The following is a 14,385-nucleotide window of genomic DNA, read 5'->3' on the forward strand; positions in this document are numbered from 1 at the left end:
TTTATGTAATACTACTATCTTGTATTTTTTAGTATATTCTGAAATAATATTAAATTTAAAAAGCATACACCGTTTCTAATAGTGTATGCTTAAATTTAAAAAATAATAATATTTATTTTGAGAGCTCTTCTAATAAAATTTTATTTGCCAATTGTGGATTTGCTTTCCCCTTTGTTGCTTTCATTATTTGTCCAACCAAGAAGCCTATTGCCTTGTCTTTGCCATTTTTATAATCTTCAACAGATTTTGGATTATCCTCAATGACTTTTAATGCAATCTCTCTAAGTTCATCTTCATTGCTAAGCTGCTTTAGGCCTTTCTCCTCTACGATTTCTTCGGGATTTTTACCTGTTGCAAACATTTCCTCAAAAACTGTTTTAGCGATAGAACCTGTAATAGTACCATTGTCTATCAAGTTTAAAAGCGAAGCCATCTGATGTGGCTTAATCAAAATTTCTTCAACTTCTTTTCCCGTCTCCTTTAAAAGCCTCATCATTTCACCCATTATCCAATTGCTTACTGTTTTAGCTGATGAGTACTCTAAAACGCACTTCTCAAAAAAGTCTGCCAATGGTTTTGATGAAGTAATTACAGATGCATCGTATTCTGGAATGCCATATTGTGTGACAAATCTTTCCTTCTTATGCTCAGGCATTTCAGGAAGTGATTTTCTTATTTCCTCTTTCCATTCATCAGAGACTATTATTGGCACAAGGTCTGGATCTGGAAAATACCTGTAATCGTGGGCTTCCTCTTTGGAGCGCATTGACTCTGTAATGCCTTTTTGCTCGTTCCAACGGCGAGTCTCCTGCACTATTGTTTCTCCGCCCTCTATGAGTTTTATCTGCCTTTTTATTTCGTATTCCAATGCCTTCTGAACTGCTTTAAATGAATTTAAGTTTTTAAGCTCGATCTTTGTCCCAAACTCTTTGCTGCCAACAGGTCTTACTGATACGTTTGTATCAACCCTCAAAGATCCCTCCTGCATTTTGCAGTCAGATACTTCAGAGTATTCAAGGACGCTTTTCAGTTTTGTTAAGTACAGGTAAGCTTCCTCAGGAGTCCTCATATCTGGTTCAGATACTATCTCAATAAGCGGCACACCTGTCCTATTGTAATCTACTAATGATCCATCTACGTTCTCATGCATTAACTTGCCAGCATCTTCTTCTATGTGTATCCTGGTAAGCCCTATTTTCTTTTTTACCCCATCAGATGTTTCAATTTCTACGTATCCATTTTTGCAAAGCGGTAGGTCGTACTGAGATATCTGGTATGCTTTAGGCAAGTCTGGGTAAAAATAATTTTTTCTATCCATTTTGCTAAATTTAGATATTTCGCAATTTAGCGCAAGTCCAGCCTTCACAGCATACTCTACAACTTTCTTGTTCAAAACAGGCAATGTTCCTGGTAATCCCAAACACACTGGACAAACATGTGTATTTGGTTCACCGCCAAATTCAGTAGTACAGTTGCAAAATATCTTCGTCTTCGTAAGAAGCTCTGCATGTACTTCAAGTCCTATGACTGCTTCGTAATTCATCATTTAGCACCACCTTTAAAACTTGGTTTTGCATTAAAGCTTAAAGCTTTTTCAAAAGCATATGCTGCATTTAATATCGTTCCTTCATCAAAATGCTTACCGACGATCTGAAGGCCTACAGGAAGTCCATCTGAAAGTCCACAAGGCAGCGACAATCCCGGAAGTCCCGCTATATTAACTGGAACCGTATATACATCAGCCAAGTACATTGCCAATGGATCTTCAACTCTTTCACCGATTTTAAAAGCCGTCGTAGGCGACGTTGGGCCAACTATCACATCCACATCTTGAAAAGCCTTCTCATAATCCTGTTTAATAAGTGTCCTTACTTTCAGCGCTTTGTTGTAGTACGCATCATAATACCCCGAACTTAATGCGTATGTGCCTAACATTATCCTTCTCTTTACTTCTTTTCCAAAGCCTTCGCTTCTGGATACCATGTACATATCGATAAGGTCTTCGTATTTTTCTGCTGCGTGGCCATACCGTATGCCATCATATCTGGCCAAATTTGAACTTGCCTCTGCAGATGCTACTATGTAATACGCCGCCAGCGCATAATCCATGTATTTAAGGCTTATTTCCCTTATTTCGGCTCCTAACTCCTCAAATGTCTTTAACGCGTCTTCAATGGATTTCTTTACTCCTTCATCAAGCCCTTCTCTAAAGAATTCTTTTGCAAATCCTATCTTCATTCCCTTTATATCGTCTTTCAGGAATTCCTTATAATCACTTTTTCTTACGTTGTCTACAGAAGTAGAATCTTTTGGATCATGACCCGCAATGGCATTTAGCACAATAGCACAGTCTGTCACGTCTTTTGTGATAGGGCCTATTTGATCTAAAGATGACGCAAAAGCGACAAGTCCATATCTGGAAACAAGGCCATATGTAGGTTTCATGCCAACGACACCGCATAATGACGCAGGCTGCCTTATAGAACCACCTGTATCAGATCCAAGTGAAAATGCACACTCATCAGCAGCAACTGATGCAGCAGAACCTCCAGATGAACCTCCAGGCACTCTTTCCAAGTCCCATGGGTTTTTAGTCGTCTTGAAAGCTGAATTTTCGGTAGATGAGCCCATCGCAAATTCATCCAAATTTGCCTTTCCAACCATCACAGCACCAAGATTGTTAAGGTTCTCCACCACTGTTGCATTATAAGGAGGAATGAAATCTTCAAGCATTTTCGATGCACACGTAGTTCTTATGTTCTCTGTACACATATTGTCCTTTATGACAACAGGTATACCTGTCAAGTCATTTATGTTTCCATCTTTAATCATTTTGTCAGCTTCTTCGGCTCTTTTAAGCGCAAAATCCTCTGTTTCGCATATCAACGCGTCTACTTTTGGTTCAATTTCATTTATTCTTTTTAAATACGCCTTAGTCACATCTACAGCGCTTACTTCTTTTTTCCTTAAAAGTTCATTAAGCTCATGTATTGTTAATTCATGCAATTCCATCAATACCACCTCACTCGATTATCTTTGGTACTTTAAAGCATCCATCTTCTTTTTCTTTAGCATTCATAAGGATTTTTTCTCTATCCATTGATGGCACAACTTCATCTTCGCGGAAAACATTGCTTATTGGGACAATATGCGCTGTAGGCTCTACGCCATCTGTATTTAGCTCATTTAACTTGTCCACATATTTTATAATGCTATCAAGCTGATGAGAAAATTTCTCTAACTCGTCATCAGAAAATTTAAGCCTTGCCAATTTTGATACGTGGATAACTTGGTCTTTTGTAATTGACATGCATACACACCCTTTCAACTCTTAAATACTAATAAAAAGCATCATTTAGTTAATTTTATCATTGTTTCAGCATGTTTTCAAACTGTTCTTCATTTAAAATCTTTACTCCAAGCTCTTGTGCTTTTGAAAGCTTTGAACCTGGATCTGCACCTACAACGACATAATCTGTCTTTTTGCTGACAGAACCTGTCACTTTTCCCCCTCTTTCTTCTATAAGCTTTTTAGCCTCATCTCTTGTGTACTTTTCAAGTGTTCCAGTTAAGACAAAAGTAAGTCCTTTAAAATTGTCATTAACATTTATTGCATCCTTCTTGCGCATATTTACACCAGCAGCTTTCAATCTGTCTATTATATTGAGATTTTGCTTTTCCTTGAAAAAGGCTACTACACTGTCTGCCATCTTAGGGCCAATTTCCTCTATTTCAGTAAGCTCCTCAAAAGTAGCTTTCTCAAGAGATTCCATCGTCTTGAAATGACTGGCTAAAATGCCGGCAGCTTTGCTTCCAATGAGATCAATGCCAAGCCCAAAAATCAATCTGTCTAAATCTCTGCCTTTGCTTTCTTCTATAGCATTGATGAGATTCTTTGCTGATTTATCTCCCATCCTATCAAGTTTTATCAAATCATCGTACTTCAAATAATACAGATCTGATATGTTGTGTATAAGATTGTTGTCAAGAAGCTGTCCTATTACCGCTGGTCCTAATCCATCTATGTCCATGGCATCTTTAGATGCAAAGTGTATTATGCCTCTTTTTAACTTAGCAGGACAATTTAGACCTGTGCACTTAGTCACAGATTCACCGGGAAGCCTCACCGTTGCAGCACCGCATTCGGGACACACTTCTGGCATGATAAAAAACTTCTCGCTGCCATCTCTTTCTTCTGCTACAACACTTACAACTTCAGGTATGATTTCGCCTGCTTTTTGGATTATCACCGTATCACCGATTCTTATGTCCTTTTCTCTTATGTAATCTTCATTGTGAAGCGTCGCTCTTGATACAATAGAACCTGCGATTTTCACAGGCTCTAATATGGCAGTTGGCGTCAATGCACCGGTCCTTCCAACCTGAACTACTATGTCTTTGACTTTCGTCTTTTGTCTTTCTGCTGGATACTTAAATGCGATTGCCCAACGAGGATCCTTTGCAGTAGAACCTAAAATATCCCTTTTCTCCAAATCATTTACCTTGACAACAGCGCCATCTGTTTCATAAGGCAAACCATCCCTTATGTCCCTTATGTAATTTATGTCAGCAATGACTTCGTCTATATTTCTACATACTTTAATATGGGGGCTTACTTTAAATCCTTGATATTTCAAAAATTCTAATGCTTCGGCATGCGTTTTTAATTCTATTCCATCTATTCTCTGTAAATTAAATACGAAAATGTCCAGATCTCTTTTAGCCGTGATTTTAGGATTTAATTGCCTAAGTGATCCAGCAGCAGCATTTCTCGGATTTGCAAAAAGGCTTTCTCCGTTTAATTCTCTTTCTTCGTTTAACTTTTCAAATGAAGCCTTAGGCATAAAAACCTCACCTCTTACGATGAGGTTTAAATCATCTTTAAGTCTTAAAGGAATTGATTTAATGGTTTTTAGATTGTTTGTCACATTTTCACCTATAATTCCATCACCTCTCGTGGAGCCGACAGTAAAAAAGCCATTTTCATATATAAGCTCCACAGATAAACCGTCAATTTTAAACTCTACTACGTATTCTACATCACCGACAGATGCTCTTACTCTCCTGTCAAAATCTCTAAGCTCGCCTTCAGAAAAGGCATTTGCCAAACTTTGCATCGGCACTACATGTGTAAATGGTTCAAACTCTTTCAAAGGTTCGCCGCCAACCCTTTGAGTGGGTGAATCAGGTGTCTTAAATTGAGGGTACTTTTCTTCTAACTCAATGAGCTCTCTCATCATCATGTCGTATTCGTAGTCGGATATCTCTGGCTTGTCCAGTACATAGTACATGTAGCTGTGATGATTAAGCTTATCTCTCAATTCATTTATCCTGTCTTCTATCGTCATAAATACACCACCTTACGATATAGCCCTGATTGGAGCGTACTTCAAAGACAACCTCTTTATGCCAACATTAGGAAATGCAACAGTCAATTCCTTGTCATCGCCGCTTCCATCCACGCTCACTACAGTTCCAATGCCCCATAATTTGTGCTCAACCTTATCTCCTGGGTTGTAGTTTTCTTTATTATTCGCCTTCCTGGCAAAAGTATTTATATACGATGAAACTGAAACATAATCATTTCTTTTAACAGTGCCTTTGTCGTATTCGATGACCAAATCTCGAGGAATTTCATTGATAAACCTTGAAGCCGTATTGTACTGTGGCTTGCCGTACAGATTTCTATTTCTCGCATAAGTCATAAAAAGCCTTTCTTTTGCCCGAGTTATGCCTACATAACACAGCCTTCTTTCTTCCTCCAGTTCATGCTCGTCCACAAATGACATAGAATTAGGAAATATCCCTTCTTCCATACCTGCTATAAATACGACGGGAAATTCAAGCCCTTTAGCTGAGTGTAGCGTCATTAAAACTAGGCTTTCTCCTATTTCACCTGCCGTATCAATATCAGATACCAATGTTATGCTTGACAAAAAAGCTTCTAAAGACTTGTCCTGGGAGCTTTCCATAAATTCACGTGCTGCACCGATAAACTCATTTATATTTTCTATTCTTCCTTCAGATTCTTCAGTGCCGTCGGCCTTAAGCTCCTCTATATATCCAGTTTTATCCAGTACATAATCGATAACTTCAGTGACAGTCATAAAGTCAAGCTGGCTTATCAGATCGTCAATAAACTCTTTAAAGCCGTCAAGCGCCTTTCTCGTTCTTCCGCTGACTTCAACATGAGGAATCGCAAAGTACATGCTTGTATCATGTTCCAAAGCGTATTTTTCTAAAGAAGCTACAGTTGACTCACCAATGCCTCTTTTAGGCACATTTATTATCCTTTTTAATGATACATCATCGTATGGATTTATAAGAATCCTTAAATACGCAATAATGTCTTTTATCTCTTTTCGATCGTAAAACCTCAATGCTCCAACTAATTTATACGGTACGTCATTCGCCATACAAGCTTCTTCAAATATACGGGACTGGGCATTTGTCCTGTATAAGACAGCAAAATCCGAATATTTTCTCCCCTCAGAAACCAAGTTTTTTATCGTCTCTATGATGAAATTAGCCTCATCCCTCTCATTTTGTGCTTCCCATACGACAATCTTTTCACCGTTTTTATTATCTGTCCACAGTCTTTTTCTTTTTCTTTTAACATTATTGTCAATGACGCTGTTGGCCGCATCAAGTATAACCTGCGTTGAGCGGTAATTTTGTTCAAGCTTTATAACCTTAGCCTCTGGATAATCTTTCTCAAAGTCTAAAATATTCTTTATGTCGGCCCCTCTCCATCCATATATGCTTTGATCATCATCACCTACGACACAAAGGTTTCTGTACTTTTGAGCCAATAGATTTACAAATTCATACTGTGGCCTATTTGTATCTTGATACTCATCTATCATTATATACCTGAATTTGTCTTGATAATACCTCAATATGTCCTCGTTTTTTTGAAAAAGTTCTATGGTCTTTATTATTATATCATCGAAATCCAGTGCATTGTCCTTTTTAAGCTTCTTTTGGTACAGCTTATAAACATCAGCAATTTTTTTATTTCTGTAGTCATTGCCAAATTCCAGCAAATAGTCGTCTGGCGATATCATCTTGTCTTTTGCCTTTGATATGGCAGCTAACATTCCTTTTATTGTGTACTGCTTGTCATTTAAATTCAACTCTTTTATACAGTCAGAAATCAGCGTTTTTTGATCTTGCGTATCGTATATTACAAAATTTCTATCGTACCCTATCTTTTCAATATCCCTTCTCAATATGCGGACACATGCTGAATGGAATGTAGAAACCCATATATCTCCTACATATCCTAAAAGCGACTCAACTCTGTCCTTCATTTCTTCTGCTGCTTTGTTTGTAAAGGTAATGGCGATGATGTTAGCTGGTGACACATTTTTCTCCCTTACAAGGTATGCAATTCTATGTGTCAAAACTCTCGTCTTGCCGCTGCCTGCACCAGCCAAAATCAAAACAGGTCCTTCTGTAGTGACAACTGCCTCCTTCTGTCTGTCATTTAATCCTTCAAGAATATTCATCTAATTCACTCCAAATAAAATATTTGCACCTAAACTTACGATTATATTGTATATGTAACTTTTCAATTAATCAACCACTTTATCGTCACGTCTATAATCAAATAAAATCTCGGATCTACCGAGATTTTTCCTTTAATCTATCTAAAATCAAATTGTATCCATTCGCTCCATAATTAAGCGCCCTGTTGACTCTGCTTATTGTAGCGGTGCTGGCTCCTGTCTTTTCGGCTATTTCAATATACGTCTTCCTATCTCTTAACATTTTAGCCACTTGAAGTCTTTGAGCCAGCGATTTAACCTCGTTTATGGTAGCTATATCTTCAAAAAAACGATAACATTCTTCCATGTCTTTAAGCATTAAAATCGCTTCAAAAAGCTTGTCCACGTTCTCGTCCTTTATTTTAGAATCGTACATCGACAATCCCTCTCTCTTAAAATTTTTTATAAAATGTCCATCTCCATTGTACAAAATTTGCACAAATTATTCAATACTTTAAAGCAAAAAAGATAAAAAGCAATCTAAAAAGACAAAATTAAAAGGTGAGGATTGACTCACCTTTTAATTCAATATTTATTTTACCTTCTTTTCAAGAGCATCTAACCTCTTGTAAAGATCCACAAGTCTTCTTATGAGGTTCTTTTCTGCAAGAGCCGTCATAAGCTGGTCTTGAGCGTGTATAACAAGGAAATTAGGTGTTTCGCTTTGTTCACCTTGCACCAATGCGTTTTGATAATCATGGCCTGCGTAAAATTCCTCATCAGCCTTTTCTAGATGCTTCTCGGCAGATTCAAAATCCCCTTTTTCTGCTGCATCTAATGCTTCATAAGCCTCGCCTCTGGCGTTTCCACCGTGCAAGACTAAATTGTATATAATTTGCTCTAATTCCATCAAAGGGTTCCTCCTTAACAGAGATTTTGCATTAAAATTCCAGTAAAAAAATTGTTTTTACAATAATTTTTATTTTTTACATCTAGTTGAATATATGGCAATAACAAATTCATTTGGATGCTAAAAATAGTTGCACCTCCCCCTTACCCCACAAATCTTAATAATGAATTTCCAGTTTTGTTTCAAATTATGTCTTCACAAACAGTGGATTACTCCATCCAGTTTCTATGATAAATATCTCATCTTTTATATCTTCAATAATATCTATCTGAAGCATATGCTTTTCCCTAAAATTTCTTATACATCTGAAAAAATATAATTGCATTAAATTAAATGCTATTATTATAAACATTAACACGGTTTCTACACCTTCAGGACTGTGCAGAAAACAGTGATTTAAATGCCATTCTGTTTTTAATTGATGAAAAGCATTGTTTTCAATTTCCCATCTTTTATGTATTATTTTCCATAGAGTTTCTACTGAAGTAACTTTAGAGGTAGTTATTATCCATGATTCTTTTATTTCTACTTTGCCTGAGCTATGTATCTCTTCTATAAATTTTATAAACCTTACTTCTATGTCGGAATTAGGCATTTGAAAATTGTCTTCGTCCCAGGCTTTAATTTTAATATAATTGTTACTTTTTTTCTTAACACTCCATTCTTTATCTGCTTTTCGACACTTGAATAAACCAAGAGCATCTTTAACTATATTTAATCTTTCGTCTTTAACTCTTACTACTGCATCCATCCCTATTGATAAAACTTCTTTAATCCAAGTAGATTTACAATATAATGCATCAGCTACTATGATGTCTGCAAAATGATGAAATTCTTTATGCAATTTCTTAATTAAACGCTTGCCTGCTGTAATTTCTCCTTCGTCTTTATCTGAAGCATCTCTTTTAGGTTCAAGCATTTCCTGACCTATGATAAGATGTGGATCAGAACCTACAGTTGCACATATTACTGACCTATGAAAGTAATGAGTAATCCCGTCCTTTTGGACTCGTGTAAGACAATTATCACAGCACTTATTAGTGCTTTCAAATAACTCTACACCATCTATTGCAACAACTTTTAGTCCATCTATAGTTCCTTTTCTAAAAACCTTATTTTTTGTACTTGTCTTGATTATACTATTATTAAGTTCATTTAAGCCATCTAAATCAAAATTACTTAAAACACGCCTAATAGTGTCAATACGAGGAATTTTAGTCTTTTTAGGTAATACTTTTTTAAATTTACCTTTTTTAAGCCAATGTTCCAACCTATTAAAACTCCTTATTTGAAGCATAAATCCAAATAATACTACAAAGGTAATTGTTGAAATTTTTACTGAAGATTTTGCTCTTTTATCTTTTAGGGTATTGATTTTTTCTCCAAGATGGTATATCTTAGAGAAGTAGATAAGCATTTGTTTAAAACAACTTTTGTTCATTTTATCAGCATCCTTTCTATTTGGTTTGTGACAAAACATATTATAGAAAGGATGCTTTTATTTTGCAATTTTTTTCTTTCAATTTCCAGTAAAAAACGGAAAATATCATATTTCTAGTTACACTTCGTTAAACTATATAAATCAGTTGATTTATGGTTCTAAAAATTATTAGATGCGAAATCTCTGCCTCCTTAATATATTTTAATTATTTTTCCTCAAGCTCTCTTTCATTCTTCAAAAGCTGTGCTTCATACATTTTGAAGAATGGATAGTATATGATACCTGCTACAATCAGGTTCACAAGTTGTAGAATTGGTCCTCTCCAGTCAAGACCACTTGATATGAAACCACCTATAAATACAGGAACTGTAAATGGAAGCTGGTACAATGGTCCTGTTACTAAGTGGAAATGGAATGCGATGTAGTTTATCGTAACAACCGCTGCAGGTGCAATTATAAATGGTATCATCAATATAGGATTTAAAACTATTGGAGCACCGAAAATAAGCGGTTCATTTATATTGAATATAGCAGGGATAAGCTCTGCTGTACCTATCGTCTTAAGCTGTTTTGATGCTGAGAACAAGAACATTATGACAAGAGGCCATGTTGTACCTGAACCACCAAGGTGTGTGAACATATGGAAGAATGGTTCTGTGACAATACCTGTCATAGGTTGATGTGCATTTAATGCTTTTACATTTGCAGCAAGCTGACTCATCCAGAAAGGATATGCTATAGATGATACGACATTCATGCCGTGGATTCCAAGTGACCACAAAAGCATCATAAGGATTATCTCAGCTAAAGCTGCCCAGTAGCTATTTGATGCTGCAACAAGCGGCTTAAATAGCTCTATTACTAACTGTGGCAATGTGACTTTGAAGTTAGCCCATACGATCCACTCTACTATCCAAGCCGATACTACCATGACAAACATCGGTACAAGTGCCATAAAGCTTCTTACAACATAAGGTGGCACGGCTTCAGGCATCCTTATTACAAGGCCTTGCTTATTGAAGAATCTAACCACAACTGCTGTCAACACGCCTATTATTATAGCTACAAACAAACCTTGTCCACCAAGGTAATTTAAAACATCACCGAAGCTTACCTTTGTAACGTCTGATGCTGGGAATGTTGTTACTAAAAATGCTAACATGGAAATAATACCTGTCATTGCTTCATCAAGATCCCAGCGAGTAGCCAAACTATATGCTGTACCAAATGCAACCATCAAAGCCATAATGCCAAACGATAAGTTAAAAGGAATCATCAACTGGCCAGCAATAGGCTTAATAGCATTTGCCCACGCCACAATAGGACCCCAATTTGCGCCTTCTGCAAGTGGTGGATTGGCTATTATCAAAAACAATGAACCTGTCAATATAACTGGCAATGCGAAACTTGAAAAAGCATCTCTTATAGATTGAAGTATGACATTTTGAGCAATCCTTGCCAGTACAGGCATCAAAGATGACTCCATCCATTTCATAAACCAATTGTTAGTAAGTCTTTCGTTCATCTTATTACCTCCTATGCATCTTTCCCATTTTTCTTAGCAAGCTCGATGATCTGATTCAATATCTTTTTTGCATCCATAAGTGCAAAAGCCTGCATATCAACGATGTCAACAGGAATGCCAAACTTTTCAGCTATCGTCTCAACTTCCTTCTTTAAATGCCTTACCTGCGGCTCTAAAAGAGCAACATCGTATTCTTCAGCTTTTTTCTTGAATTCACCTGTGCCTCCTGCATCTACTGTAACATCTAAACCTTGCTTTTTTGCTTCATCAGTCACTTTTTTTGCCAATGCACTTGATGTAGCACCCCAACTGCACAATATAACACCATGTATTGCCATAGTAAATTACCTCCTTTTTTTGTTTTTCTTTTTTATTTCATTTTTTAAATTTTTGTCATACAATTTAAGCATCCTTATCATGTACGCTTGTATAAGGGCAATTCCCGCAATGAAAAATGCACCAAACAAAAGAATCTCTAAGCCATGTGCAAATGTATCATTTATCATAGAATACACAGCAGTTGCAATCCACACCAAGGACAGCATCGTATAGAAAATTTTTCGTTGCTTTACCGAAATACTAAACATTTTAATCACCTACAAGATTTCTCTTTATTTCATCGTAATACTTATCCATCAAGGCCTTCTTCACAAATTCCTTCGCCTCATCAATTTTGTTAATCTCATTGAGATTTTTTACCAAGTCTTTGCTTTCAATAAATGAAACACTTAAATCGCCAAGTATCTCTATCCACATCTTGTCGTCATCCGGTGCAACCATTAGAAAAGCTGTCTTTATGATTTCATACTCGTTAATCAAATTTTTCATCTTGACATGGCTTTTCACTTTTCCAAAGACGAGGATTGGCTCCACCAAATCAGATGCTGTACAGTGGTAGATTACAAACCCTTTCCCTGGAAGTATTATCTTCCCAAGGCTTTCTCTTCCCAAAAGCTTATCCTCTATCTGCTTTATTTTCTCATTATTAATTCCATCATTACCAGCAAAATCTTCTAATAGAGAATCTATGATGTCTTTCGAGTTTTTGCCATAGACATCTTTAAGTTTAAGGGAATCGCATAGCTCAATTATCCTTTTGCCATACCACGCAATGTGTTCCAATTCTTTGTACCTGTCGCCTATGACTTTTTTCTCCGAGAAGTCCATTATAAAATCTGTGTTTAAAGCGTCTTTCAGTTTTTTTACGTCTTCATCTAAAAGCAGCGGATTGACTATTATTGTCTCTTTGTCCTTTATGTCCAGCGGAATTGTAGACACTATCAAGTCAATATCATCTCTATCTTTAAAGTCTTTAACTCTCAAGCTGGAAACCGTATCTACAATATTCAATTGTGGAAACATCTGAAGCTTAGATAGAAGCATCCTTGATGTCCCTATGCCGCTGGCACACACGACTAAAATATTGTGCCTTTTCATCATATCGCTTTTTCTTGCTATAGATGCGCCAAAATGCATCGCAATATAGCCAATTTCATCATCAGGCACATCAACATTAAGCTTGTCTTTAATCACATTTGCAATAGATATACATTTTTCAAATAAGCCGCTGTACCGTTCTTTTATGTCATTTATAAGCGGATTTCTAATCGCAAGACCCATGCGAAGTCTAAAGATAGTAGGCCTTAAGTGCGTCTTTAAACCGCTTAAAAGCATCGTATCGCCTTTAAGATCAGTGCCAAATTCATCTTCTGCAATGCTGACCATCTCATGCAGTATTTCATTTAACAGCTCGTCATTTACGTCTTCGGTATTTGCCCTGTACCTTGCTCCTTGTAGATGAATCGTTATATATCCGATTTCATCTTCTGGAATAGAAATATCGAATTCTTCCTCCAGAAACCTGGCAAGCATTTCTGCAAACTTATACTCATCTGACTTCCTAAGCTCATAGAGACTTTCATTACCTATTTTTATCTTTTCGCCTTCTTTTATTCTTTTTAGCGCCAATGCCAGATGCACCGTAAGCCCCATGTAGGAGCTTTCTGCTAATTCGTAATCAAGGGATTTCTCCAATTTTTGTATAGCCTTCTCTATCTTTAAAACCGTATCGTAGTCTATAAGCCTGAGTAATCTATCATTTATGTCTTCACTAAGCTTGTTTATATTATTGTACCCTTTATTTAAAAACTCAATTAGGTCTTTTGTCTCCACATTGTCATACAGAAAATTTATTATGGCCCTTCTTATATTGCTTTCATCGCCTTTTACGTATATGCCAACGCCAGGCTTAGTTACAATTGTAACATTTTGCTTGTTTAGCCACTTATCGATCTCTTTAATGTCATAGCTTATTGTTGCCGTAGTCACATTGTATTCTTTAGCGAAGTACTCAAGTTTTACAGGTTCTTTCATCTGCAAAAGCTCAGATAGTATCAACTTTCGCCTTTTATCAGCGTCAATGCTTGGCCTATAACCTATTACATCGAATTTGAATTTTTCGATATCATTATCAGTTCCTTCTAAGACTAGTACTCCATCGTCATTTTTAAGCTTCAAATTGTATTCTTTTATATATTCATTTATTGCATTTATTTCTCTGTAAACAGTCCTTTTGCTTAACTTGTACAAAACGACGATATCGTCCAAACTGGAAACTTCTTTTGAAATAACCTTTTTGAAGATTTCTAATTGGCGCCTACTTAACTCTTTCATAGATATTTGTCCTTTCGTCTATGACAAATTATTAATAAGTTAACTTATCTTTCATCTTAATTATAATCAATTTATTGATTAAATCAACACAAACTTGTGAATACACTGTCAGATTTATTATGACAAAAATTTAATATTGTCGCATGAAAATTTTGCTTGACTTTTCAACATCCATCCTATATAATCATTTTAACAACTAAAAACGAAATTATTCTCTTATCTAGAGAGGTGGAGGGACTGGCCCGATGAAACCCGGCAACCGGCACGTATGTGCAATGGTGCCAATTCCTGCAGCGATTGCTGAGAGATGAGAGAGGACGAAACCTCTTTCATTGGAGGTTTTTTT

General features: G+C 36.4%; 12 protein-coding genes and 1 riboswitch. All 12 genes read right to left on the reverse strand.

What is annotated here, in order from left to right:
* Positions 1-112 precede the first annotated feature (112 nt).
* The 12 genes from gatB to ACZ42G_RS10880 all read right to left on the reverse strand — a co-directional run bounded on the left by gatB (position 113) and on the right by ACZ42G_RS10880 (position 14,039).
* On the reverse strand, positions 113-1,543 hold the full coding sequence (gene gatB / locus ACZ42G_RS10825) for an Asp-tRNA(Asn)/Glu-tRNA(Gln) amidotransferase subunit GatB (RefSeq protein WP_274894076.1): 1,431 nt from the start codon (positions 1,541-1,543) through the stop codon (positions 113-115).
* Complete coding sequence (gene gatA, locus ACZ42G_RS10830) at positions 1,543-3,012, reverse strand: Asp-tRNA(Asn)/Glu-tRNA(Gln) amidotransferase subunit GatA (RefSeq protein ID WP_274893249.1); 1,470 nt, start codon at positions 3,010-3,012, stop codon at positions 1,543-1,545. The genes gatB and gatA overlap by 1 nt, the downstream gene beginning before the upstream one ends.
* A 10-nt stretch (positions 3,013-3,022) precedes the next feature.
* Positions 3,023-3,310 carry an Asp-tRNA(Asn)/Glu-tRNA(Gln) amidotransferase subunit GatC gene (gene gatC / locus ACZ42G_RS10835; RefSeq protein ID WP_013787527.1) on the reverse strand — a complete coding sequence of 96 codons (288 nt, stop codon included), beginning with the start codon at positions 3,308-3,310 and terminating at the stop codon, positions 3,023-3,025.
* Between the two features lie 58 nt (positions 3,311-3,368).
* A complete protein-coding gene (ligA, locus tag ACZ42G_RS10840) occupies positions 3,369-5,348 on the reverse strand; it encodes an NAD-dependent DNA ligase LigA (RefSeq protein ID WP_274893250.1) in 1,980 nt (659 codons plus the stop codon).
* 12 nt (positions 5,349-5,360) lie between these two features.
* Positions 5,361-7,511: a DNA helicase PcrA gene (pcrA, locus tag ACZ42G_RS10845; RefSeq protein WP_274893251.1), complete on the reverse strand. Its 2,151-nt coding sequence runs from the start codon at positions 7,509-7,511 to the stop codon at positions 5,361-5,363.
* A 115-nt stretch (positions 7,512-7,626) separates the two neighbouring features.
* Positions 7,627-7,926: a YerC/YecD family TrpR-related protein gene (locus ACZ42G_RS10850; RefSeq protein WP_013787524.1), complete on the reverse strand. Its 300-nt coding sequence runs from the start codon at positions 7,924-7,926 to the stop codon at positions 7,627-7,629.
* Positions 7,927-8,082: 156 nt separating this feature from the next.
* Positions 8,083-8,400, reverse strand: coding sequence for a PTS sugar transporter subunit IIA (locus ACZ42G_RS10855; RefSeq protein WP_045413042.1), 318 nt, complete (start codon positions 8,398-8,400; stop codon positions 8,083-8,085).
* 187 nt (positions 8,401-8,587) lie between these two features.
* Positions 8,588-9,841 (reverse strand): transposase, encoded by a 1,254-nt coding sequence (locus ACZ42G_RS10860; protein WP_464850405.1) that lies wholly within the window; start codon positions 9,839-9,841, stop codon positions 8,588-8,590.
* A 205-nt stretch (positions 9,842-10,046) separates the two neighbouring features.
* The gene (locus ACZ42G_RS10865; RefSeq protein ID WP_045413038.1) at positions 10,047-11,366 is read right to left on the reverse strand and encodes a PTS sugar transporter subunit IIC; all 1,320 of its coding nucleotides are present in this window, start codon (positions 11,364-11,366) and stop codon (positions 10,047-10,049) included.
* 11 nt (positions 11,367-11,377) lie between these two features.
* A complete protein-coding gene (locus ACZ42G_RS10870; RefSeq protein ID WP_013787521.1) occupies positions 11,378-11,704 on the reverse strand; it encodes a PTS sugar transporter subunit IIB in 327 nt (108 codons plus the stop codon).
* A 6-nt stretch (positions 11,705-11,710) separates the two neighbouring features.
* Entirely contained in the window at positions 11,711-11,911 is a 201-nt protein-coding gene (locus tag ACZ42G_RS10875; RefSeq protein WP_464850406.1) for a hypothetical protein, read from the reverse strand.
* A 43-nt stretch (positions 11,912-11,954) separates the two neighbouring features.
* Positions 11,955-14,039, reverse strand: a complete 2,085-nt coding sequence (locus tag ACZ42G_RS10880) for a BglG family transcription antiterminator (RefSeq protein WP_464850408.1) — start codon at positions 14,037-14,039, stop codon at positions 11,955-11,957.
* A 213-nt stretch (positions 14,040-14,252) separates the two neighbouring features.
* Positions 14,253-14,353, forward strand: a riboswitch (SAM riboswitch).
* The last annotated feature ends 32 nt before the right edge of the window (positions 14,354-14,385 follow it).

The organism is Thermoanaerobacterium calidifontis, assembly GCF_055381745.1.

What these genes read in the sequence shown, in the direction of transcription:
- gatB (WP_274894076.1), bottom strand. Translation starts at nt 1,543, where the DNA reads ATGAATTACGAAGCAGTCATAGGACTTGAAGTACATGCAGAGCTTCTT.
- gatA (WP_274893249.1), bottom strand. Translation starts at nt 3,012, where the DNA reads ATGGAATTGCATGAATTAACAATACATGAGCTTAATGAACTTTTAAGG.
- gatC (WP_013787527.1), bottom strand. Translation starts at nt 3,310, where the DNA reads ATGTCAATTACAAAAGACCAAGTTATCCACGTATCAAAATTGGCAAGG.
- ligA (WP_274893250.1), bottom strand. Translation starts at nt 5,348, where the DNA reads ATGACGATAGAAGACAGGATAAATGAATTGAGAGATAAGCTTAATCAT.
- pcrA (WP_274893251.1), bottom strand. Translation starts at nt 7,511, where the DNA reads ATGAATATTCTTGAAGGATTAAATGACAGACAGAAGGAGGCAGTTGTC.
- ACZ42G_RS10850 (WP_013787524.1), bottom strand. Translation starts at nt 7,926, where the DNA reads ATGTACGATTCTAAAATAAAGGACGAGAACGTGGACAAGCTTTTTGAA.
- ACZ42G_RS10855 (WP_045413042.1), bottom strand. Translation starts at nt 8,400, where the DNA reads ATGGAATTAGAGCAAATTATATACAATTTAGTCTTGCACGGTGGAAAC.
- ACZ42G_RS10860 (WP_464850405.1), bottom strand. Translation starts at nt 9,841, where the DNA reads ATGAACAAAAGTTGTTTTAAACAAATGCTTATCTACTTCTCTAAGATA.
- ACZ42G_RS10865 (WP_045413038.1), bottom strand. Translation starts at nt 11,366, where the DNA reads ATGAACGAAAGACTTACTAACAATTGGTTTATGAAATGGATGGAGTCA.
- ACZ42G_RS10870 (WP_013787521.1), bottom strand. Translation starts at nt 11,704, where the DNA reads ATGGCAATACATGGTGTTATATTGTGCAGTTGGGGTGCTACATCAAGT.
- ACZ42G_RS10875 (WP_464850406.1), bottom strand. Translation starts at nt 11,911, where the DNA reads ATGCTGTCCTTGGTGTGGATTGCAACTGCTGTGTATTCTATGATAAAT.
- ACZ42G_RS10880 (WP_464850408.1), bottom strand. Translation starts at nt 14,039, where the DNA reads ATGAAAGAGTTAAGTAGGCGCCAATTAGAAATCTTCAAAAAGGTTATT.